The sequence below is a fragment of the Paenibacillus germinis genome (genome assembly GCF_013141785.1).
Classification (GTDB): Bacteria; Bacillota; Bacilli; order Paenibacillales; family NBRC-103111; genus Paenibacillus_E; species Paenibacillus_E phytorum.
Genome location: NZ_WHOC01000148.1, coordinates 1 through 23646 on the forward strand (window position 1 = coordinate 1; position 23646 = coordinate 23646).

Here is a 23646-nt window from a genome sequence, read left to right on the forward strand (position 1 = left end):
TAGTTGATCGGCAGCTTTTGTTAAATTCAGACAATCGGCAACAACCTGAAATGTCTTGTATTTTCGGAAGTCCATGTTCCCTCACGCCTTTCACCCTGAATGGAGTTCCTCTATGTCCAAGAATCCTGTTTTTTCTTTAAAGCCATATAAAGGTCATTCTCTAAACCAATATACGTCGGGCCAAAGATGGACAGTCCCTTCTCACTTTCCCAGTAAGCAGGCGCCGGTAACGTAATTACGGCGACTTCCGTGCCTGTTTGGCATGAAGGATTTAGGGTCGGCATTCCAGTATGACGGTCAAGCACCGAAATCAGCTCTGGAATGACCGAAATGATTTCCTCTCCTCTTCGGGCAATCATAAATTCATTTCGGAACCATAAAGTCAATGGAGTAGTAGGATGGTCAATTTCACCTACAATAACGGTGCCTTCGATGAACCCGCCTACATCCTTCCAGGTTGCTTCCAATACGGTACCTTCGATCAGAAGCTTTCCGTTAGCGGCCAATACAATATTCCTGATCGGGGAGCGAACCTCCTCTAAACATACTCTCCTTGCTCGTCCAACACCTTCCGCTAGTGTTAATGTATTCGGAATTACGGATTGTTTCAAACGGCTTCCCTCTATTGGGTGATCGCAGACACCAGCCAAATTACCAGAAATTGTAGCAAGTAAAATAATAATTGTAGATTTTGTTTTCATTTTCTTTCCCCCCTCAATAATAGGTTCTCATAATCATTTTCTGCTTTCCTAAAGCAGCCATTGATGGAGCCAAATTCCCTATTATAAGTCCGTCACATAATAACTACCTCCCTCATAGTACTATGAGGGAGGTAGTTATTCGTCCCTCTTAAGCTTGATAACATTTGCTGTACAACGTACGCTCCGCGATCCGTTCGCGATTGTGTTCATAGCCGATCCCAGGTGTGGTTGGTACCGTAATGACGCCGTTTTCCACAGTTACCTCCGGATCAATGAATCCTTCGACCAATAGTGTGAGCAATCTGCCGTATCCCCTGGCATAATGAAGTTGGGCAATGTAGTGATCGCCACCTATCTTTACTTGTTCTTTTCCAACACATAGTAATGAACATGAACTATTCAAAGGCGAACTCCTGCTTGGCTATACAAAAAAACACCTCAATGTGCGTCAAATCGGTTGCATTGATGTCCATACCTTCTCGGCAACACGCAGATAATTACCGCCGAGGATGGCCCTGATGTCCGTTTCTGTATACCCCTTTCGAAGCAGCAACTCAGTAACCTCTGGTAGCTGATCCGGCCTGAGATTGGCAAATTTACCGGAATAAAATTCGGAAGGCCAAAACCTGGGGGATTTGGCGATAAAGTCGTCGGATTGCAAATCAAAATCATAGTCAAGACCAATTCCGACGTGTTGGACCCCGATTCGCTCTACGGTCATGTCGATTGCGCGAACGAAGCTTGCCGACGATGCCTCAATATCACCAAGAAACTGACCTATGCCGGTTACCGCGACAAGACCGCCTGTGGCTGCACAGGCACGCATCTGTTCGTCCGTTATATTCCTCGGGTGATCAGACAAAGCCTTCGGATTCGCATGAGAATACACAACGGGGGCAATAGACTTTTCCATGATTTCCATACTGGTGCGGTAGCCAGAATGAGAGAGATCGACAAGGATCCCAAGTCGGTTCGCTTCCTTCAGTAGCGAACGCCCGAATTCAGTCAACCCCTGATCGTTATCATGGCAGCCACCTGCGGCTTCATTGTTGAGGTTGTAGACGAAATGCATCTGGCGGACGCCGAGCCGATGATACAACGAAAGCATAGAGAGTTGGCCACCGAGCGGACAAGCGCCTTCGAGGTCGAAGGCGATGGCCAGTTTGCCCTCGCTCTTTGCACGCAGAATATCCCCCGTGTGCTCTACGAGTACGAAGCGATCCGGTCGTTGCTCCAGCCAGTGTCGAAATGCCGCCAGGTTTCGAATTGTTTCTTCCCATGGAATCACATCAAAACCGACATTGATCGAAAGAAAGTCGACATTGGCGTTTGTCCAGTGGGATAATTCATTCAGGTCCACTTCTACTGTAGGCCCAAAGCCAGCATGAGCATCCCAGACAAGGGCGTCACGCAGCAAGTTTTTCGCCTGACCAGTTAACATGTTCACATCGTAAGCGTCAATCATTTCTAGGGGAGATCTCAGATCACCACCAACTATTATTCTGTCACTCTGAATTGACTTGTCATTCACGTTACCATTGCCATTACTATGATCCAAACCGCTACCATTCATTTAAGAACTCTCCTTTTGTTTAATTCTCTTGCCCAGTCAAAAGTTTCGGATCATATCATCCCAGACAAGGGTGTCAACAGCATAATTTTTCGCCTTAACAGTTAACATATCCACATCGAAAACACCCATCGATTCTAGGGGAGATCTAAGATTATCACCGACTGTTTCCTAGATTCCTATTACGATGAGCATTTGACCAAAACGTACCATTGGAAAAACGATGGATATCTGCGGGACAACTCCATTTTCAAAATAGCGGTTGCATGCCTCTAGGATCGACCAAATAACCAAAGATAGTAGACCAGCCATCTTCAAGCTATACATCCAACCTAATATGAAATTGCAACACCGTTCGTGTTGACATCGGGTTTGAAAGAAACAGACCGAAGGGAGTTGAATGGTGAAGGGATATCCTATGATCGTTCTGCTTCATTTCTTATATCGACATGAAGCAGAACGATTGATTGATATTATTTGGTGATGGAAGTGTTCCAGAAAAACGGAGCGTTAAAATATGAATAACCTTTTACCTTCTTCGAAGTAGCGTCAATAATAATAGAATTACCCATCAGGACAACCGGAACTTCCTCACAAAATACTTTTCGCAATTCCATAAAGGCGGCTTTCGCTTCTGCTTGGGAAATACCTCCCTCGTAGCCTATGAGCGACTGGCTATTCGTCCCTCTTAAGCCTGATAATATTTGCTGTACAACGTACGCTCTGCAATCCGTTCGCGATTGGGTTCATAGCCGATTCCAGGCGCGGTTGGCACCGTAATGACGCCGTTTTCCACGGTTACCTCCGGATCAATGATATCCTCCGACCAATAGTGTGAGGAAGCTGCCGTATCCCCTGGCATTATGAAGTTGGGCAATGTAGTGATCGCAATGTTATGCGCTCTGCCAATTCCCGCCTCCAGCATGCCGCCGCACCATACGGGGATTTGATGTTCTGCGCACAAGTCGTGAATTTTTTTAGCTTCCGTCAATCCCCCGACTCTGCCGATTTTGATGTTGATTACCTTGCAGCTGCCCAGCTGCATCGCTTTTCGCACATCGTCTACAGAATGAATACTCTCATCCAAGCAGATAGGTGTTTTCAGTCTCGCCTGCAGCACTGCGTGGTCAATGATATCATCATGAGCAATCGGCTGTTCAATCATCATCAAGTTGAACTCATCCAGAGCAGCCAATTGTTCCAAGTCCTGCAGCGTATAGGCACTATTGGCATCAGCCATTAACTGAATATTCGGAAAATGTCTTCTGATTTCTCGGATGACGTCGACATCCCATCCTGGCTGTATTTTCACTTTGATCCGTTTATAGCCTTTCGTTACGTTTTCATCTACCAACCGCAGCAATTGCCCAACGGAATCCTGAATTCCTATGCTTATACCGACATCGATTTTCTCTTTTATGCCTCCCAATGCTTTGGCAAGTGGAATGCCCTGTTCTTTGGCGTATAGATCCCACATCGCCCCTTCCAGGGCAGATTTGGCCATGTAATTGCCCCGGATATGCTTAAAGCGTTCCGTCACTTCATCCGGATGCTCGATTGCCTTCTGAAACAAGAGCGGAATTAAAAAATCCTCCATCACATGCCAGTTCGTTTTTACTGTTTCTTCTTTATACAGAGGGTTAATACTGGCTACGGACTCTGCCCAGCCGGATATCCCTTGTTTGGATTTGATCTCTACCAGTATAAAGTCTTTATCGAGTTCTGTACCTAAACTCGTTGTAAACGGTTGCAACAATTTCATTTTCAAATGTCGCAGTACAATGTGCTTGATCTCCATGTCATATTCCTCCACCTATCGTTACTTGTTCTTTTCCAACAAATAATAATGAACGCTGCTAGTTTTTTCGTGCTCCGCAACTTCATTCTTGATAAAACCAACCACTTGCCATCCTTGTTGAAAATAATGAGTGAACACGGAACGTGTGGCCATTCGCCACGATAATGCCAACGATAAATCGTGCCCCTTGATATTTTGATAGAAAGCAGGAACCGGTACAAGAAGTCTTACGTCCTTGGTAGTCAAGCTTGTAATCGTCTCCACCGGAACAGGATATCCTTGATCATTGATGTTCACCTTAATTACGGTTGAGCAATCCGTAATGGTAACCTGTGCTCCGCCATTATGTCCTAAGGTTTCAGCGACATGATCGCTAATAATCCACCACTCCGCGAGCAACCGGTCAGATGGAATTCCTGCATTGAGGGCATCCGGCATTTCTCCGTAACAGTTCTCGATGTATTGAGAGCATATGGCCCCTAGCTTCTTAATGTTTAGATTCGCGTTGACAGTTTCCAGTGAGTCATACGTCCAGGTAATCAGGTCATAGCCTTTTTTTATAGCTTCCTCTCGCTGTGCACGTTTCAGCATCTCCCCAATCCCGCATTTTCGATAGTCAGTATGTATGCCAAGCGTGTGTGAGCATAGATAGGCTTTCTTTCCGTCGAACCCGGCAAAACTGTACTGAAATCCGACGAGCTTATCCTCGTCATAGGCTCCGAGCACTATTCCTCCATTTTTTACTGCCGTTATGGTTTGATGAATCGGAAGGGGATGATCTGCTTCCCAGACCATTCCCTCCAGTTCCTGCACCAAGGTCAATTCCTCGACGGAATGTAAAAGTCGTACATAAATGTGCGGCTCCATCTTACTATTCCCCAACATGCCAATCCCCTTTCTTGACATTTTGACAAAAAAAGAAATGAGTTATTCGATAAAAACTTCATAGCTTGAGTACAATTGCTCCAATTTTTGCTGTCGTTTTTGTATTCTCGCTTTGTCTTTGTGATTGATCCCCTCAATAATCAGAAATAGAAAACTGAAGATGGTGGCAATAGAGTCGGACTCGACATTTGTTGTCAGCGTGATATCTGAAATACGCCCTACCGGCGAAAGCATGCGATCAGTCACGGAAATCAACGGGATGCCCAGTTTCTTTGCGCATTCCGCGACGTGCAAGGCATCCTTGCTATAACGCGGGAAAGACAGGACAACGACCGCGGATTTCTCTGTGAGGTTGCATATCTTCTGATAAAATTCCCCCGTCTGATGACAAACCGTGACGTTTTCCCGAAGCATGCCAAGCGTGTAAGAAAACCAATAGGCCGCTGCATACGAAGCGCCAAACCCGGCGATCAGGATTTGATCAGCGTGGATCAAACGGTCAATCACTTTATCCATTTCTTCTGTCTTTAATTGCTCAATCATCTGTCTGAAATACAAGATCTCATTTTCAATAACCTCAGCGTATGGACTGATCTCTTTGTCTGACAGTTCGAAGTGTACCGAACTGTTTATGTCGGATACTATAGGAGACTGATGATTGCTTACAAATAATTGTCGTTGGATTTTTTCCTGCATATCTGTGAAGCCGCTAAAACCGAGCGCATACGATAAACGAATGACAGTTGTCTCGCTTACTTCCACTTTACGCCCGATCTGTGCAGCTTTGCTAAATACAGCTTCCTCTGGTTGTTGAACCAAGTACTCAGCTACTTTCTTCTGACCCGGTGATAATTCGTTAAACCTTTCTTTGACCAATTGTTCAAACGACATGTTCTCCATTGACAACTCCTGTAAGTTAAAGTTTATGCTCGGGCAGCTTCCCTACCTGCGTCTCGCACCGATCCGCCATATTTTCAGGCCTAAGAACCTTGCTGATGGATAGGTTTGAAAAATATACTCTCGCTGCTGATCCAAGTAATTATTTGATACTAGAGAACTTATGATTAACACCTCCCTTGATTTCAATGAAGTTTAAACTTCATTTTTCCTATTTGATGAAGTTATTTTATCATTTAATCCATATATACCATAACCATCACCTAAAAACAAGCTTCTTTTTGGAAAAGAATAAAGGTTCTGTTAAGCATCTTTAAAATGACTGGCAAAACAATGAACGATGCGAATGTAGTCCAAATTAACACTTGGATAATAACTATCCAGTTGAACTGTTCCATCAAAATTGAATTTCACAGCGGCTGACATAGAAGCCAAAACTAATCGTGCCAATGGTCGAATCGTTGAAGACATAGAAAAAAGAGGGCTGTTCGCCCTCTGAAACATATAGTGCTGAATATTTTGCATACTAAGCTCCATTATATGATTAATGAAACCTACATATTTCGGCGATATTGTCCCCCTACTTCATATAAAGCGGTGGTAATCTGTCCAAGGGAATTTACTTTAACCGCTTCCATCAGTTCTTCGAAAATGTTGCCATCTTGAAGGGCAACCTGTTTCAGTCGTTCGAGTGCGATACGGCCTTGTACTTCATGCTTCGACCAGAAAGCTTGAAGATTATCGATCTGGGTTCGCTTTTCTTCTTCCGTCGAACGTGCTAGCTCAATTTCAACCGCTGTCTCACCTGCATTCGGATTAATGAACGTGTTCACGCCAATAATAGGCAGCTCTCCGGAATGCTTCTTATGTTCATAATAGAGGGATTCCTCTTGAATTTTCCCTCTTTGATATTGGGTTTCCATCGCTCCCAGCACCCCGCCTCGATCGTGAATGCGTTGGAATTCAACCAAAACGGATTCTTCCACGAGGTCCGTTAGCTCATCCACAATAAAGGAACCTTGCAGCGGATTTTCGTTCTTTGCGAGACCTAACTCCTTATTAATGATCATTTGAATGGCCATAGCACGGCGCACGGAGTTCTCCGTCGGCGTCGTGACAGCTTCATCATAAGCGTTCGTATGCAAGGAGTTGCAGTTGTCATAAATCGCAATCAACGCTTGCAACGTTGTGCGGATATCATTGAAGTCCATCTCTTGAGCATGCAGGGAGCGGCCGGATGTTTGAATGTGGTACTTCAGCTTTTGGCTTCGTTCGTTTCCGCCGTATTTATTTTTGATGACGGTAGACCAAATCCGACGCGCCACACGCCCCATGACGGTATATTCCGGATCCAAACCGTTGCTAAAGAAAAAAGACAAGTTTGGAGCAAAATCATCTATATTCATGCCACGGCTTAAATAATATTCGACATAGGTAAAGCCGTTCGACAGTGTAAAGGCTAATTGGGAAATGGGATTGGCTCCCGCTTCGGCGATATGATAGCCGCTGATACTGACGGAATAGTAGTTGCGCACCTTCTGATCAATGAAATACTGCTGGATATCCCCCATCACTTTTAGCGCAAATTCGGTAGAGAAAATGCAAGTGTTTTGCCCTTGGTCCTCTTTGAGGATATCCGCTTGAACCGTGCCGCGAACTGTTTGCAGCGTATACGCTTTGATGCTCTCGTATTCTTCTTGACTTGGTTGCCTTCTGCTTCTCTCGACGAATTTTTCGACCTGCTGATGAATGGCGGTATTCATAAACATCGCCAAGATCATCGGTGCCGGTCCATTGATGGTCATGGACACACTTGTGGAAGGATGGCATAGGTCAAAACCTTCATACAGCTTCTTCATGTCATCCAATGTGCATATGCTCACACCGCTGTTGCCGATTTTCCCATAAATGTCGGGACGGTAATCAGGGTCTTGCCCATACAAGGTGACACTGTCAAAGGCTGTAGACAAACGCTTGGCTTCATCATTTTGGCACAGGTAATGGAAGCGGCGGTTCGTGCGATCCGGCGTTCCCTCTCCGGCAAACTGGCGCTTCGGATCTTCATTCGTGCGCTTGAACGGGAATACGCCCGCCGTATAAGGAAAATAACCAGGCAAGTTTTCCTTCATCAGCCAGCGTATGATTTCACCGGAGTCCTCAAATTTCGGCAGACTGACCCGCGGAATCTTATTCCCGGACAGCGATTCGGTATACAATTTGGTGAAAATTTCCTTATCGCGAACTTTGGTGACCAACTGATCCTGTTGATAGGCTTCGCGGATATTTGACCACTCTTCCAACAACTGTTTGCATTCCGGATGGAGCTTGGTTTCATAATAAGCGAGCATTTCGTCAAGCTTAGCCGTAAATTGCTGGGTTTCCGCCTCAGACATCATTTGCCCATTGTCCGATTGCAACAGCATTCTGGTTCCCCTCATTTGGAACAGCCTGCGGGCAATCGCAACTTGTTCTTCCGTAAACTTCTTATATTGCCGAACCGTTTGCACGATCTCGCCCAAGTATCCGGTTCGCTCAGGCGAGATAATCAGGTTTTTCTTCGTCACTTTCTGAACCTTATCATCATAATGGGTAGGCCAGGTGCCGCCGGTTTTCTTTTCCACGATCTTCATCAGATTGGCGAACAACACGTTGGTTCCCTGGTCGTTAAATTGGCTCGCAATCGTCCCGAATACCGGCAGCTCCTCGTCGGGAACTTCAAACAACTGATGGCTGCGCTTATATTGCTTGCGCACGTCGCGCAAAGCATCTTCGGATCCCCTGCGTTCAAACTTATTAATGACGATCACATCCGCAAAGTCGATCATATCGATTTTTTCCAGCTGAGTCGCAGCTCCAAATTCACTTGTCATCACATACATCGCCACATCGCAAAGATCAACGATGCCGGAGTCTCCTTGTCCGATCCCGCTGGTTTCAATCACGACAAAATCATAACCGGCCGCTTTTACAACATCGATGGCTTCCTTGGTGGCGTAACTTAATTCAGACTTGGATCCCCGTGTTGCCATACTGCGCATATATACGCGCGAATGATGAATCGCATTCATCCGGATCCGATCCCCCAGCAATGCTCCCCCTGTCTTCATCTTGGAAGGGTCTATGGAAATAATGGCGATGGAACGATTCGGGAATTGCTCGATATAACGCCGCACCAATTCGTCGGTCAATGAGCTCTTACCAGCTCCGCCTGTTCCTGTGATGCCCAATACAGGGATGGTGGGCGCTTCAGATTGCAATTGCTTCAAGGCAGCGGAAGCATCCACCCCTTTCTTATCCGCCTGTTCTTCCGCAAAAGTAATCAATTTCGCAATAGCGCCCCAGTTTTTGTTCAGTAAACATGCCAGCTCTTTCTCCAACTGCTTCGGTGTCGGAAAGTCGCATTCCCGAATCATATGGTTGATCATGCCTTGCAATCCAAGCTCGCGTCCATCATCAGGAGAGAAAACTTTGGCAATGCCGTATGCGCACAATTCCTTGATCTCGGAAGCGACAATCACCCCGCCACCACCAGCAAAGATCTTGATGTGACCGGCTCCCTCTTGCTGAAACAAATCATGCATGTATTTCAAATACTCGACATGACCGCCCTGATACGAGCTGATGGCGATGCCCTGTACATCTTCTTGAATCGCCGCATTCACGACCTCATGTACAGACCGGTTATGTCCCAAGTGAATGACTTCCACGCCGGAAGCCTGAAGTATGCGTCTCATGATGTTAATGGAGGCATCATGGCCATCGTATAAGGCTGCTGCCGTAACAAAACGCACATTATTGGTCGGGCGATACACCTGCGTTTCCAACGTTTATCCCACCTTTTTCCAACATGTTTTTTAGTCCTTTAACAAATATCCGGAAATGACCAAACGCTGAATTTCATTCGTTCCTTCGTAAATTTGCGTAATCTTGGCATCGCGCATATACCGTTCCACAGGATATTCGCGGGAATATCCATAGCCGCCGAAAACCTGAACAGCTTCAACCGTTACGTCCATGGCGGTATCGGATGCAAACAATTTGGACATGGCGGATTGCAAACCATATGGGATTCCTTTATCCTCGCGCCATGCGGCTTGGTACGTCAATAATCGGGCAGCTTCGATTTTCGTTGCCATATCCGCTATTTTGAATTGAATCGCTTGCAGCTTGCTAATTGGTTTGCCAAACTGAACGCGTTCCTTCGCATAACGTACCGCATGATCCAAGGCTCCTTGAGCAATCCCCAGCGCTTGTGCAGCAATCCCATTGCGGCCTCCGTCGAGCGTCGCCATCGCTATTTTGAATCCTTCGCCCACTTGACCGAGCAAGTTTTCCTTCGGAACACGGCAATCGGTAAAAATGACTTCTGTCGTGGCAGAAGAACGAATGCCAAGCTTTTTTTCCTTTTTCCCTACGGAGAAGCCAGGAAAGCTTTTTTCCACAATAAACGCGGCAATGCCTTTATGCTTCAGCTCCGAATTAGTCTGAGCGAACACGATATAAATGTCGGCATAGCCCCCGTTCGTGATGAAAACTTTGGAACCGTTCAGGACCCATTCATCCCCATCTAGATCAGCCGTTGTCTTCATGCCCACGGCATCGGATCCAGATCCCGGTTCCGTCAGACAATAGGCCCCCATGCTTCTTCCTTCCGCCATGGCCCGCAAATAGGTTTGCTTTTGCACCTCCGTACCAAACTTGTACACCGGCCATCCGGCTAATGACGTGTGGGCGGAAAGAGTCACCCCGATGGAAGCATCGACGCGGGAAAGCTCTTCGACTGCGATCACATAACCCAAATAATCGGCCCCTGCGCCACCGTACTCTTCGGGCCAGGGAATCCCACACAAGCCAAGCTCCGCCATCTTGCGCCAAATTCCTATATCAAAGGATTCATCCTCATCGCGCTGTGCTGCAGTAGGCTCGCATTCGTTTAAAGCAAACTCACGTACCATGTTTTGCATCATTTGATGCTCTTCAGATAATAGAAAATTCATCGTTCTCTCCCCTTTATGGATGGCTACTTGCCTGCTTATCAATCATCCTGAAGAATGGTCTTGGCCATTTTACCGTCCAGACTTTCGTAATCGAAATATCTGATCGTTTCGTATAGTTCCTTGCGCGTCTGCATCTGCTCTAAGCTTTGCACTTGTGATCCAGTCTGACTGATCTCCGCAAACACCCGCTCATAAGCTTTAGCCGCAACCCGAAGTGAAGTCACCGGATAAATGATCATGTTAAATCCCCAGCTTTGGAATTGCTCAGCCGTATAATAAGGGGTTTTCCCGAATTCGGTCATATTGGCTAACAGCGGAACATCGACTGCTGCACGAAATGATTTGAAGATTTCCTCGTTCTCCAACGCTTCCGGAAAAATAGCATCAGCCCCCGCCGACACGTATTTTTTGGCTCTTTCGATTGCAGCCTCCATCCCTTCTACATCCTTGGCGTCCGTTCGGGCAATGACGACGAGAGAAGGTGCGATTTCTTTGATTATCTTGATCTTCTGCATCATCTCCTCTGCGGAGATAAGCTTCTTCCCGTTTAAGTGCCCGCATTTCTTCGGCATTTCCTGATCTTCGATCTGAACGGCAGCCACCTTAGCCTCCAACATTTCTTTTGCTGTCCGAGCTACGTTCAGAACGCCTCCGAAGCCAGTATCAATATCAACCAGCAAGGGAAGGCCCGAAGCCCGAACAAGATCCCGGGCGCGGTCTGCCACTTCATTGGAATAGACCAATCCAAGATCCGGCAACCCCCGGCTGGCTGTATACGCCGCTCCAGACAAATAAATGGCCTTGAAATCGAATTGCGTGGCGATTCTGGCCGCCATAGCATCATGAGTTCCCGGAATTTTCACAATAGGCGCTGCCTGGATCATTCGCAAAAATTGTTCAGCCAACTGTTTCTGTTCAGGCTCTTTCTCAATTAACCAAGCCATTGAAGTTCCCCCATTCTTACCCTTGAGTAAAAGTCAAATGACGAACAAGCCCATATAATCTTGCACGCTCGTTTCTTCAAAACGCTGCTGATCCAAGGAAAGCTCGACAATTTGCTCCACTTTCTTTCTTGGGAAACGGGTCAATAAGCTGGATTGGAATTTTTCTGCGATTTTCGGAATTCCTTCTTCACGGCGCCTGCGATGTCCGATCGGGAATTCGCATTCGATTTTAGCCGTTTCCGTACCGTCTTTAAAATGAATCTGAACCGCGTTGGCAATGGAGCGTTTCTCCGGATCGAGATAGTCCCTGCTAAATCGTTCGTCTTCCACGACAACCATTTTGTTGCGGAGAGCGTCGATTCTCGGATTTTTTGCAACCTCATCTTCATAATGCTCGGCCGTCAAATCTCCGAATAACAGTCCGATAGCTACCATGTATTGAAGACAATGATCCCTGTCGGCGGGATTGTGGAGAGCCCCCTTCTTGTCGATAATCCGGATGGCAGACTCGTGTGTAGTCAGTGTAATTTGGCCGATGTCATCGATGCGGTCTTTCACCAGCTCATGCAGCTCGAAGGCGCACTCCACTGCCGTCTGCGCGTGGAACTCTGCCGGGAAAGTAATTTTGAACAGCACGTTCTCCATCACATAACAATCAAGCGGACGGGCAAGCTTTAACTCTTGGCCATTAAACAACACGTCCTGGAATCCCCAAAGCTTCGCGGAAAGTCCGGTAGCGTAGCCCATTTCGCCTTTCATGGCCATCAAGCCGAGTCGTACGGCACGGCTCGTCGCATCACCGGCAGCCCAAGACTTCCGCGAGCCCGTATTCGGTGCATGTCTGTAGGTACGCAAGCTGCCTCCATCCAGCCACGCATTGGAGAGGGCGTTGGTAACCTCTTCCGGGCCACCGCCTAACAATGCAGTAACGACGGCTGTTGAAGCCACTTTCACGAATAACACATGGTCCAGTCCGACACGGTTCAAGCTGTTTTCCATGGCCAGAACCCCTTGAATTTCGTGAGCTTTAATTGCAGCTGTTAGCACGTCGCGCATCTTCAGCGGCACCTTTCCTTCGGCCACCCGATTACGACTTACATAATCGGCCACTGCCAAAATGCCGCCCAGATTGTCGGAAGGATGTCCCCACTCAGCCGCAAGCCAAGTATCGTTGAAATCGAGCCAACGAATCATCGTGCCGATGTTGAATGCCCCGTGTACCGGATCGAGTTCAAATTGCGTTCCCGGCACGCGCGTGCCATTCGTCACGCTAACGCCAGGAACAATAGGCCCCAAGTGCTTCGTGCATTCCGGGAAGCGCAACGCCAGCATAGCCGTTCCGAGTGAATCCATGACGACATGACGAGCGATTCGATAGGCCTCTTTGCTTTTGATCTCATGCGAAAGCGAATATTGGGCGATATCTACCAGCAGCCTATCCGCTTTCTCCACCATATTTCCATGATCACCAATGATCGAGCTCATGTATCTCCCACCATTCCTTGGTTTATTATAGGTATTAAGGATGCAAATTGCGTGGTCCGCTGTACAGAACCCGCGGACGGAAAAGGCGATTGTTCTCATGCTGCTCGATCACATGTGCGCATACGCCAATTGTACGTGCCGCCAAGAAGACAGGCGTGAAAAGATCGATCGGAATACCGAGCAAGTAATACACCGGGGCCGCATAATAATCCAGATTAGGATGCAGTCCTTTTTCCCGGTACATGACTTCTTCTCCGATCAGACACATTTGATACAAATGCTCCTGGCCTTTTGCAGTGGCCAACGGTTGAAGAGCCTCTTTCATGAGAAGGGCGCGTGGATCCGGTTTTTTCATGTAAACCCTGTGCCCGAAACCCATAATGCGCTCTTTGCGCGACAGCTTTCCGAGAATAAGAGGCTCCATTTTATCTACAGCTCCAGCTTCCAAGAGCATATGCATAACGGCTTCGTTTGCGCCGCCGTGCAGCGTTCCTTTAAGGGAAGCAACAGCACCTGTCAAAGCGCCGATGATATCCGCTTGTGTAGAAGCGATGACACGAGCTGTAAAAGTCGAGTTCGGCATTTCATGTTCGCTGTAGACGATAAGAGATTGATCGAATATTTTTGCTTCCGTTTCCGTAGGCACTTGCCCTGTAATCATATACATGAAGTTAGCACTGTACGAAAGGTCTTGACGAGGCTCAATGGGGTCCTGGTTGTTTACAGCGCGGAAGCTGTCGGCGACGATTTGCGGGACTTTGGCCAGCAAGCGAATCGACTTCCGGTAATTTGCTGCCCAAGACCGGTCGTCGATCTCTGTTTCCTCTCCAGCCAATGCCGAAATTCCAGTTCGCAGCACATCCATCAAGTGTGTGTTTTTCGGGAGCAGCCTGAGCAACTGAATCGTTTCTTTCGGCAAACCGGCTTCTCTCTTCAAATCTTGTTCAAGCCCCTTGTATTGCTCTTCGTTGGGCAAATTGCCGTTCAACAGCAAGAAGACGATATCGAGGTAAGTCACTTTATGTGCTAATTCAATCAGGTCATAGCCACGCAGCACAATTTCTTCGTTGTCGACATCCAGAAATGAAATCCGGGTCTCGCTCGCGATAACATTTTCAAGACCGGGATAATATAATTCGCTCATTTGATCCAACTCCCTCAATGAATTAACGTTTTAGCACTTTAACAAATATTCGGAAATGACCAAACGCTGAATCTCATTCGTTCCTTCATAAATTTGCGTAATCTTGGCGTCACGCATATACCGTTCCACAGGATATTCGCGGGTATATCCATAGCCGCCGAAAACCTGAACGGCTTCAATCGTCACGTCCATGGCGGTATCGGATGCAAACAATTTGGACATAGCGGATTGCAAACTATAGGGAATCCCTTGATCCTCGCGCCATGCGGCTTGATACGTCAATAATCGGGCAGCTTCGATTTTCGTTGCCATATCCGCTATTTTGAATTGAATAGCTTGCAGCTTGCTAATCGGTTTGCCAAACTGAACGCGTTCCTTCGCATAACGTGCCGCATGGTCCAAGGCTCCTTGAGCAATTCCCAGGGCTTGTGCTGCAATCCCGTTACGGCCTCCGTCAATCGCCACCATCGCAATTTTAAATCCTTCGCCCACTTGCCCTAACAAGTTTTCCTTCGGAACACGGCAATCAGTAAGAATGACTTCTGTCGTGGCGGAAGAACGAATTCCGAGCTTTTTCTCCTTCTTTCCTATGGAGAAGCCAGGGAAGCTTTTTTCCACAATAAACGCAGCAATGCCTTTATGCTTCAGCTCCGGATTTGTCTGAGCGAACACGACATAAATGTCGGCATAGCCCCCGTTCGTAACAAAAATCTTGGAACCGTTCAGGACCCATTCATCCCCTACCGTAACAGCCGCTGTCTTCATGCCGACGGCATCGGATCCGGATCCCGGTTCCGTCAGGCAATAAGCCCCCATGCTTTTCCCTTCCGCCATGGCCCGTAGATATTTTTGCTTTTGCGTCTCCGTACCAAACTTATACACCGACCATCCGGCTAACGACGTGTTGACGGAGAGGGTCACCCCGATGGAAGCATCGACGCGGGAAAGCTCTTCGACTGCGATCACATAGCCCAAATAATCGGCCCCTGCGCCGCCGTACTTTTCTGGCCAAGGAATCCCACACAAGCCAAGCTTCGCCATCTTATGCCATATTTCCATATCAAAGGATTCATCCTCGTCACGTTGTGCTGCAGTAGGCCCGCATTCGTTTAAAGCAAACTCGCGTACCATGTTTTGCATCATTTGATGCTCTTCAGATAATAGAAAATTCATCGTTCTCTCCACCCTTTATGGATAGCTATAAAAGCCGCGTCCGGATTTCCTTCCCAACCAGCCTGCTTTGACATATTTGCGCAGCAGCGGGCATGGGCGATATTTGGAATCGCCCAATCCTTCATGTAAAACTTCCATAATCGAAAGGCATGTGTCCAAACCGATAAAATCCGCCAGCGTTAATGGACCCATCGGGTGATTCATCCCCAATTTCATGATTTCATCCACCGCTTCAGGTGTAGCTACGCCTTCATAGACACAATAAATCGCCTCATTGATCATCGGCAGCAAAATCCGATTGGCTACGAAACCGGGAAAGTCATGGACTTCGACCGCCGTCTTGCCCATTCTTTTCGCCAAGTCTTCTACGATGGCATACGTTTCATAAGATGTGGCCAATCCGCGGATGACCTCAATCAGCTTCATGACCGGCACCGGATTCATAAAGTGTATGCCAATCACTTTGTCCGGACGTTTCGTGACAGAGGCGATTTCAGTAATTGGCAATGAGGAGGTATTGCTGGCCAAAATCGCATGTGGAGGGCTGATTTCATCCAGTTTTCGAAATATGTCCGATTTGATTTGCATATTCTCAATGACTGCTTCCACAACAACATCCACGTCTTTGGCGTCAGTCAAATCCGTCGATAACGTGATACGACTGACAATCTCATCCATTTCTTCTTGGCGTTTTCGACCCTTTTCCACATCGCGAGAAAGATTTTTCTTGATGGAGTTGAAACCTTTTTCCACAAACTCCGCTTTGATATCATGTACAATGACTTGCAGGCCGGCCGTTGCAGCTACCTGAGCAATCCCACTGCCCATTTGTCCCGCTCCGATCACCATTAGCTTTTGAATGGTCATGCTTTGCTCTCCCTCATTTCCCCTATTCATTTCAAGGATACATTCCGTTTCCTAGTCTACTTGAACCAGTATCGCATCTCCTTGTGCAGCTCCACTGCATATGGCGGCAACGCCTAATCCCCCGCCACGGCGGCGCAGCTCGTAAATGAGGGTCATCAAAATACGCGCGCCACTGGCGCCGATCGGATGGCCTAAAGCAATGGCGCCGCCATTGACATTCACCTTTTCCGGATCCCAACCGACTAGTTTTCCGCTGGTCAACGTGACCGACGCAAATGCTTCATTGACTTCGAACAATGCAATATCTTGTAAGGATACCCCGGTTTTCTTTAATACCTTTTGGATGGCGAAGCCCGGAGAAGTGGCAAGATAAGGGGCTTCCAGCCCAACGGTGGCATGCCCAATGATGGTAGCGAGCGGTTGTTTCCCCAATTCTCTTGCCTTTTGTTCCGACATCAACACGAAGGCTCCTGCCCCGTCGTTCACACCCGGAGCATTCCCTGCTGTAACAGTTCCATCTTTGACAAAAATCGGAGCCAATCGGGTTAGAACTTCTAAAGTCGTATCCTTCCGGGGGGCTTCATCCGTCTCTACGATGATGGGATCCCCTTTTCTTTGCGGGATCATGACCGGTACGATTTCATCCTTGAATTTCCCTTCCGCTATCGCCTGAACCGCTCTCTGATGGCTGCGGATAGCCCAAGTATCTTGATCCGTACGGGAAATCTCGTATTCCGCCGCAACCGTGCTGCCATGAACCGCCATATGGACTTGCTGGAAGGCACAAGTTAATCCGTCATGAACCATGAGATCCTTCAAGACCGCATCGCCCATTCGCCAACCCCATCGGCCGCTCGGCATCGCATAGGGGGCATTGCTCATACTTTCCATTCCGCCCGCAACGATAATGTCCGCATCCCCGGCACGGATGATTTGATCAGCCAGCGTAACCGCACGTAAACCGGATCCGCACACCTTATTGATCGTCTCCGTGCTTACTTCCCAAGGCAGGCCCCCCAAGCGCGCCGCTTGGCGGGAGGGGATTTGTCCGGCGCCAGCTTGAACGACCATTCCCATAATGACTTCATCTACCTGATCCCCATCAACACCAGCACGAACAACTGCTTCGTGAATCGCCATTCCGCCCAAATCGACGGCTTGCAATTGTTTCAAGGAACCTCCAAATTTTCCGAAAGGGGTTCTTGCGGCACTAACAATGACTGTTTTCGACATCATTGATCCCGTCCTCCCATAAACAGTTATAGTGATCTTTCGACGATTTCGGCAATATCCAACGTTTTAACTTGGTTTTCCACTTCTTTAGCTTTTGTGCCGTCGCTCATCATCGTCAAGCAATAAGGACAATTGCTTCCAATGGTTGTTGGGCTTAGGGTAAGCGCCTGTTCGGTACGTTCCATATTCACTCGCTTCCCTTGGGTTTCTTCCATCCACATCATGCCGCCTCCGGCTCCGCAGCACATCGAGTCCTCACGGTTGCGCTCCATCTCCAGCACTTGTACGCCAGGGATACTATTTAGGATTTGTCTCGGAATATCATAAATATCGTTGTACCGCCCAATATAGCAAGAGTCGTGATAAGCGATCGCTTCCTTGACCTCCTTGGTCGGCTTGATGCTGCCTTCCCGAATCAGCTTCCAGACGAGCTCGGTATGATGGTACACTTCCGCTTCTAGTCCGAATTCAGGGTATTCGTTCTTAAATGTGTTATACGTATGCGGGCAAATCGTCACAATCTTTTTGACATGATTATCCTGAAAGTTTGCGATATTTTCCTTGCATAGCTGTTGAAATAGAAATTCATTGCCTATGCGGCGTGCGGTTTCCCCGGAATTCCTCTCTTCATTGCCCAGGATGGCAAACTTCACACCGGCTGTGTTCATGATTTTGGCAAAGGATTGGGCGATTTTCTGGCTGCGGATATCAAAGGATCCCATCGAGCCGACGAAAAACAAATATTCAAAATCAGGTTCCTCATCCACGGTGGGTGCGTAAATATCGTTCCGTCCTTCACGCCATTTGTTCCGCTCTTTGCGGTTGATCCCCCACGGGTTGCTTTGCCGATCGATATTTTGGAAATAGCGGCTCGCCTCATGCGGCATCTTTCCTTCTGTCAACACGAGATAACGGCGCATGTCGACAATTTTATCCACGTGTTCGTTGGCTACCGGACATTGATCTTCGCAGTTGCGGCATGTGGTACAGGCCCATAACTCTTCTTCCGTAATGACATCGCCGATCAAATTGGTCGCATACGTTTCTACGGTAGCCGCCAGCTCCGATCGCAAAGAAGGAGAGAATGCGAGACTCGGCACCCATGGTGTACTCGACGTGATCACAGACCCTTTTTCCGTCAAGTGATCGCGCATTTTAACAATCAAATCCATAGGAGATAAGGTCTTGCCTGTCCCGGAAGCTGGACACATTTGGGTGCATCTCCCGCATTCCACACAGGCATACAAATCGATTAATTGATTTTGCCGAAAATCTTCGATTTTTCCAACGCCATAAGTTTCCTGAGTTTCATCATCAAGGTCGATGGATGTTAATTTTCCCGCCGGCTTTGTGTCTCTTAGTAAAATATTCACCGGCGCAAACAATATGTGAGCATGCTTGGATTGCGGAACATATACCAAAAAGGATAGGAGGGTCAGCAGATGAACCCACCAGCATACATAGAACCAAATTCCGGCATTATTTGCGCTCATCCCTGCGAATAGCCCGGCAATCACCGAGGAAAAAGGCGTATAGACGCTTCCCGCCCCACCCAGCCAAATATGCTCGAAGGTAAGCGTCAGGAAAATCGACACCATCAATACGGTCAAGAATATAATGACCAGACCGGATTTCAGACCGCGCTTAAGCCTCGGCAATTTTTCAATAAAGCGGCGATAGAACGCATAGATCACCGCCAATAATACGAGGAACGTAGTGATTTCTTGCGATACACTGAAATAAGGATGAGCATTCCCGAGAGGGAGTTCAAAGCCTTTAACAAATCCTTTGAGAATCAATTCCAAAGCACCCATTTGCAAAATAAGAAATCCATAGAACATGACGATATGCATCACGCCGCTTTTGGAATCCTTCAGGAGCTTCTTTTGTCCAAATACTTGAACCACGAATTCATTTATCCGGGTACCGAGGTCTTTCTGCAAATCCGCCTTTTTGCCGAGTCGAATAAAGGTCACCCGGCTATAAACGATGCTGCAAAATACAAAAAGGGCATACCCGGTTACCGCCATGAATGCCAAAAAGTGAAGTAGAGACAGCATACCTCATCCCTCTAATCCTTAGTATTTAACATATTTTTGAACTCTTCCGTTAAGAGGGGAATGACTTCGAATAGATCACCGACAATTCCATAGTCGGCTATTTTAAAGATCGGTGCTTCCGGATCCTTGTTGATCGCCACAATCACTTTCGCGTTTGACATTCCGGCTACATGCTGGATGGCCCCGGAAATGCCGCAAGCGATATAAAGATCCGGGGTCACCACTTTGCCGGTTTGGCCAATTTGTAGAGAATAATCGCAGTACTCGGCATCGCACGCTCCGCGGGATGCACCTACTGCACCACCCAATACTTCGGCCAGCTCTCGCAATGGATCAAAGCCTTCCGCGCTTTTCACGCCTCTTCCCCCGGATACGACAACCTTAGCTTCGGCCAGGTCAACGCCATTCGCAGCCTTTCGAACAATTTCCTTGATCGTGGTTTTTAAATCTCTAATATCTGCTGCAAAATCAACTTGGTTGGCCATACGATGAACATCCGCTTCTTGCATGGGTATATTATTCGGACGGATGGTCGCTAGAATCGTATTTTCAACTGACTTTTTCTTTTGGAACGCCTTTCCAGCATAAATGGGACGGGTGAAAACAACTTCACCATCATCCACCGATATATCCGTAACATCGGATACCAGACCTAATCCTAATCTGGCAGCGACACGTGGAGCCAAATCCTTCCCCAATGCTGTATGTCCAATCAAGATAACATCAGGTTGGACTGCGCTCAGCAATTGAGTAAAAGCCTGTGTATAGGCTTCTGCTGTATATGGATCCAATTGATTGTTGGATACGACATACACTTGACTAGCTCCATATTGAGCCAATGAAGTCACCTGCTGCGAGGGATTACTGTCAAAAACAGCCGCAACAATCTCTCCGCCTTCCGCTATCCGATGAGCAGCGGATAAACATTCATACGATACCTTTCTTACATTTCCTTCGCGAGTCTCAGCAAAGACAAGAATCTTTTTACTCATCTATTCTCCCCCTTAGATTACCTTGGCTTCTTGATGAAGCAGTTTGACCAGCTCTTTTGCCTGATCCTGTAGGTTGCCTGCCAAGATCCGTCCTGCATCCTTGGGTTTCGGTAAAAATTGATCGATAATTGTCGTCTTAGCTTTCATATCATCCGGATGCAGACCAAGCTGATTCGCATTTACTTTTTCGATTGGCTTTTTCTTAGCTTTCATGATGCCCGGAAGAGACGGATATCGGGGTTCATTCAATCCTTGCTGTGCCGTAATGAGGACAGGTAGCGACGTCTCGATGATTTCGGTATCTCCTTCCACATCCCGAACCACGGTTGCCAAGTGGCCTTCAACGGTTAATTTCGTAACGGAGGAGATGTGGGGAATCCCTAATTCCTCGGCCAAACGAATACCGACTTGCCCGGCTCCATTATCCACAGACGTATTCCCTGCTAATACAATGTCAAACGATACATGTTTGATGATCGAAGAAATCACTTTGGAAATCGTATGCTCATCTCCCGACAGGGATTCATCATCAACCAGAATCCCTTTGTCCGCTCCCATGGCCAACGCCGTTCGGACGGCACTTTCAGCCCCGGATGGACCTAGAGTAATAACGGTCACTTCCCCGCCAAACTTCTCTTTCAATTGAAGACCTTCCTCAACTGCATATTCGTCATAAGGATTAATAATATGGTTTAATCCCTCGCTCTGTACGAGTCCATTGCTAATCGTTATTTTTTCCTCCGTATCCAGCGTTTGCTTCAAGATCACAACAATGTTCATTCCATTTACCTCCTTATCCCTTTGCGCTTACTGGTCTTTGAATATAGGACGTCTTTTCTCAAGAAAGGCTTGAATGCCTTCCTTTGTATCTTTACTTTCGAACAACTTTCCAAATAGCTCCGCTTCCCGCTGCAGCCCCTTCTCTTGCCCTTCAACACATCCCCGCTCAACCGCGGATAATGCGGCACGAATCGTGAGCAAGCTTTTTGCAGTTATTTTCTCAGCCAAGGCAGTAACCGTAGCTTCCAATTCCTCTAAAGCTACAGCCTTGGAGACCAAACCAATAAGATGAGCTTCCTCTCCGTCAATGATATCGCTTGAGAGTATGAGTTCGATTGCTTTCTCCCGATTGGTCAAACGGGCTAGCCTTTGCGTTCCGCCGTAACCGGGAATCAATCCTAAATTCAATTCCGGCAGGCCGATTTTGGCAGAATATGCCGCAACCCGTACATGGCAAGCCATGGCCAGCTCCAGCCCTCCGCCTAAACAAGCTCCGTTAATCATCGCAATAACCGGTTTCGAGAGCTGCTCGATTTTTGTAAAGAGATTCTGCCCATATTTCGACAGTTCTTCTCCCTGTTGTGAATACTCGATAGTTGTAAACTCTTTAATTTCGGCACCTGCTATAAAAAATTTCCCTTCCCCCGTCAGGATGATGACCTGAATGTTGTCATCCCCCGCTACCCTCTCGATCACCTTACTCAACTCTTCCAGGGTTTGGCGGTTTAATGCATTCGCCGGTGGATTGGCAACAGTGATCGTTGCAATTCGCTTTCTGACGGCTACCTTCACCTTTTGGAATTCCATCCCGATTCTCTCCTAACCTCATTTATGTATCTTCAATAAAGATTGATATCCTCTGGGCCCAAGCTTTCGATCTTTTGCTTCAGCCTTTGCAGGAAACGTCCACATACAAGACCGTCTAACACCCGGTGATCCAAGGAGAGGCAGATATTCATCATATCTCGAATCGCAATCATCTGATTATCAATCACAACGGGTTGTTTGACGATGGACTCGACACTTAAAATAGCTGTTTGAGGCTGGTTAATGATAGGGGCAGAGAGCACTGAGCCAAAAGAACCGGTGTTCGTGATTGTAAATGTTCCGCCTGACATCTCTTCCATAGTAAGCTTGCCTTCCCTACTATTCTTGGCTAAGTCATCAACCGCTTTCGCCAGACCCAGAATGCTTTTCTGGTCGGCATCTTTGATGACTGGAACGAAGAGCGAGTCCTCCGTTGCCACGGCAATCGAGATGTGAATCGCTTTTTTCACGATAATGCTGTCGTCTGCCCACTGTGAGTTCAACAACGGAAATTCTTTGAGCGCCTCTACGACAGCCTTGATAAAGAATGGCATATAGGTAAGCGCTAATCCTTCTTTTTTCTTAAAATCATCTTTGACCCGGTTGCGGAAACGAACCAGATGGGTAACATCACAGGGAACCGAGAGCCAAGCGTGAGGCGTGTCATGCTTGCTTTGCACCATCCGATTCGCGATGGTTCTGCGGACAGCAGTCAAGGGAATAACCCGATCCACTTGATTGACCGAAATATCAGCAGTAGTGGAGACACTTTTCGGTGCAAACGGTTTCGCAGCTTCCGAGACGATTTCATTCGAAGTGGCTGCCTTAAGAACAGAAGCTTCCGACTCTTGAACAGCCGTTGCCACTACTTGCCTCTTTCCTTCCACAAGCTCCAAAATGTCGATGCGGGTAATCCGACCACCAGCTCCCGTTCCTTGGAGCATAGACAAATCCACATTGTGCTCTTGCGCCAACTTGAACACGGCAGGCGACAACCGCTGTTTGGCTCCTTCCGAGATCGAAACGGCGGCGGCCGCAGCCGGAGCATGGTGAACCGGCGTTGAAGCTGCCGTATCTTCTAAGACAATGGAGCAAATCAAAGCTCCAACAGGAACTGTTTCGCCTTCTTGGACCACAATCTCCGAAATCGTACCCGCGAACGTAGAAGGTACTTCGGCTACGACTTTATCTGTTGTTACCTCGCAGATAGGGTCATACTTCTTCACTTGATTACCAGTCTCTACCAGCCACTTGGAAACAGTACCTTCTGTGACGCTTTCTCCAAGCTGGGGCATGATCACTTTTTCAGCCAT

The 23646-nt window shown here is 47.5% G+C and carries 18 protein-coding genes and 1 pseudogene; all 19 read right to left on the bottom strand.

All coding sequences use genetic code 11. From position 1 onward, the window contains the following. Positions 1-110: 110 nt before the first annotated feature. Complete coding sequence (locus GC102_RS27065; RefSeq protein ID WP_171692291.1) at positions 111-701, bottom strand: S-methyl thiohydantoin desulfurase domain-containing protein; 591 nt, start codon at positions 699-701, stop codon at positions 111-113. 148 nt (positions 702-849) lie between these two features. Continuing rightward, positions 850-1052, bottom strand: a pseudogene (locus GC102_RS27070) (o-succinylbenzoate synthase); the annotation flags it as partial. Between the two features lie 97 nt (positions 1053-1149). Beyond that, positions 1150-2274 carry a dipeptidase gene (locus GC102_RS27075; RefSeq protein ID WP_171692292.1) on the bottom strand — a complete coding sequence of 375 codons (1125 nt, stop codon included), beginning with the start codon at positions 2272-2274 and terminating at the stop codon, positions 1150-1152. 685 nt (positions 2275-2959) lie between these two features. Further along, positions 2960-4069 carry an o-succinylbenzoate synthase gene (menC, locus tag GC102_RS27080; RefSeq protein WP_171692293.1) on the bottom strand — a complete coding sequence of 370 codons (1110 nt, stop codon included), beginning with the start codon at positions 4067-4069 and terminating at the stop codon, positions 2960-2962. Positions 4070-4090: 21 nt separating this feature from the next. Next, on the bottom strand, positions 4091-4954 hold the full coding sequence (locus GC102_RS27085; protein WP_246321149.1) for a GNAT family N-acetyltransferase: 864 nt from the start codon (positions 4952-4954) through the stop codon (positions 4091-4093). Positions 4955-4996: 42 nt separating this feature from the next. Then, positions 4997-5854, bottom strand: a complete 858-nt coding sequence (locus GC102_RS27090; protein ID WP_171692294.1) for a MurR/RpiR family transcriptional regulator — start codon at positions 5852-5854, stop codon at positions 4997-4999. A 551-nt stretch (positions 5855-6405) separates the two neighbouring features. Next, entirely contained in the window at positions 6406-9675 is a 3270-nt protein-coding gene (icmF, locus tag GC102_RS27095) for a fused isobutyryl-CoA mutase/GTPase IcmF (protein WP_171692295.1), read from the bottom strand. 30 nt (positions 9676-9705) lie between these two features. Beyond that, complete coding sequence (locus GC102_RS27100) at positions 9706-10848, bottom strand: acyl-CoA dehydrogenase (RefSeq protein WP_171692296.1); 1143 nt, start codon at positions 10846-10848, stop codon at positions 9706-9708. 38 nt (positions 10849-10886) lie between these two features. Then, complete coding sequence (gene prpB / locus GC102_RS27105; RefSeq protein ID WP_171692297.1) at positions 10887-11792, bottom strand: methylisocitrate lyase; 906 nt, start codon at positions 11790-11792, stop codon at positions 10887-10889. A 33-nt stretch (positions 11793-11825) separates the two neighbouring features. Next, complete coding sequence (locus tag GC102_RS27110; RefSeq protein WP_171692298.1) at positions 11826-13277, bottom strand: bifunctional 2-methylcitrate dehydratase/aconitate hydratase; 1452 nt, start codon at positions 13275-13277, stop codon at positions 11826-11828. A gap of 34 nt (positions 13278-13311) precedes the next feature. Then, positions 13312-14421 carry a citrate synthase gene (gene mmgD, locus GC102_RS27115; protein ID WP_171692299.1) on the bottom strand — a complete coding sequence of 370 codons (1110 nt, stop codon included), beginning with the start codon at positions 14419-14421 and terminating at the stop codon, positions 13312-13314. Positions 14422-14451: 30 nt separating this feature from the next. Continuing rightward, complete coding sequence (locus GC102_RS27120; protein WP_171692300.1) at positions 14452-15594, bottom strand: acyl-CoA dehydrogenase; 1143 nt, start codon at positions 15592-15594, stop codon at positions 14452-14454. Between the two features lie 15 nt (positions 15595-15609). Further along, positions 15610-16461 carry a 3-hydroxybutyryl-CoA dehydrogenase gene (locus tag GC102_RS27125; RefSeq protein ID WP_171692301.1) on the bottom strand — a complete coding sequence of 284 codons (852 nt, stop codon included), beginning with the start codon at positions 16459-16461 and terminating at the stop codon, positions 15610-15612. 51 nt (positions 16462-16512) lie between these two features. Next, positions 16513-17694 carry an acetyl-CoA C-acetyltransferase gene (mmgA, locus tag GC102_RS27130; RefSeq protein ID WP_171692329.1) on the bottom strand — a complete coding sequence of 394 codons (1182 nt, stop codon included), beginning with the start codon at positions 17692-17694 and terminating at the stop codon, positions 16513-16515. 26 nt (positions 17695-17720) lie between these two features. Next, complete coding sequence (locus GC102_RS27135; RefSeq protein WP_171692302.1) at positions 17721-19754, bottom strand: heterodisulfide reductase-related iron-sulfur binding cluster; 2034 nt, start codon at positions 19752-19754, stop codon at positions 17721-17723. An 11-nt stretch (positions 19755-19765) separates the two neighbouring features. Further along, positions 19766-20746: an electron transfer flavoprotein subunit alpha/FixB family protein gene (locus GC102_RS27140; RefSeq protein WP_171692303.1), complete on the bottom strand. Its 981-nt coding sequence runs from the start codon at positions 20744-20746 to the stop codon at positions 19766-19768. A 12-nt stretch (positions 20747-20758) separates the two neighbouring features. Then, positions 20759-21526, bottom strand: a complete 768-nt coding sequence (locus GC102_RS27145) for an electron transfer flavoprotein subunit beta/FixA family protein (RefSeq protein WP_171692304.1) — start codon at positions 21524-21526, stop codon at positions 20759-20761. A 27-nt stretch (positions 21527-21553) separates the two neighbouring features. After that, positions 21554-22333 (bottom strand): enoyl-CoA hydratase, encoded by a 780-nt coding sequence (locus GC102_RS27150; RefSeq protein WP_171692305.1) that lies wholly within the window; start codon positions 22331-22333, stop codon positions 21554-21556. 32 nt (positions 22334-22365) lie between these two features. Continuing rightward, on the bottom strand, positions 22366-23646 hold the full coding sequence (locus GC102_RS27155; RefSeq protein ID WP_171692306.1) for a dihydrolipoamide acetyltransferase family protein: 1281 nt from the start codon (positions 23644-23646) through the stop codon (positions 22366-22368).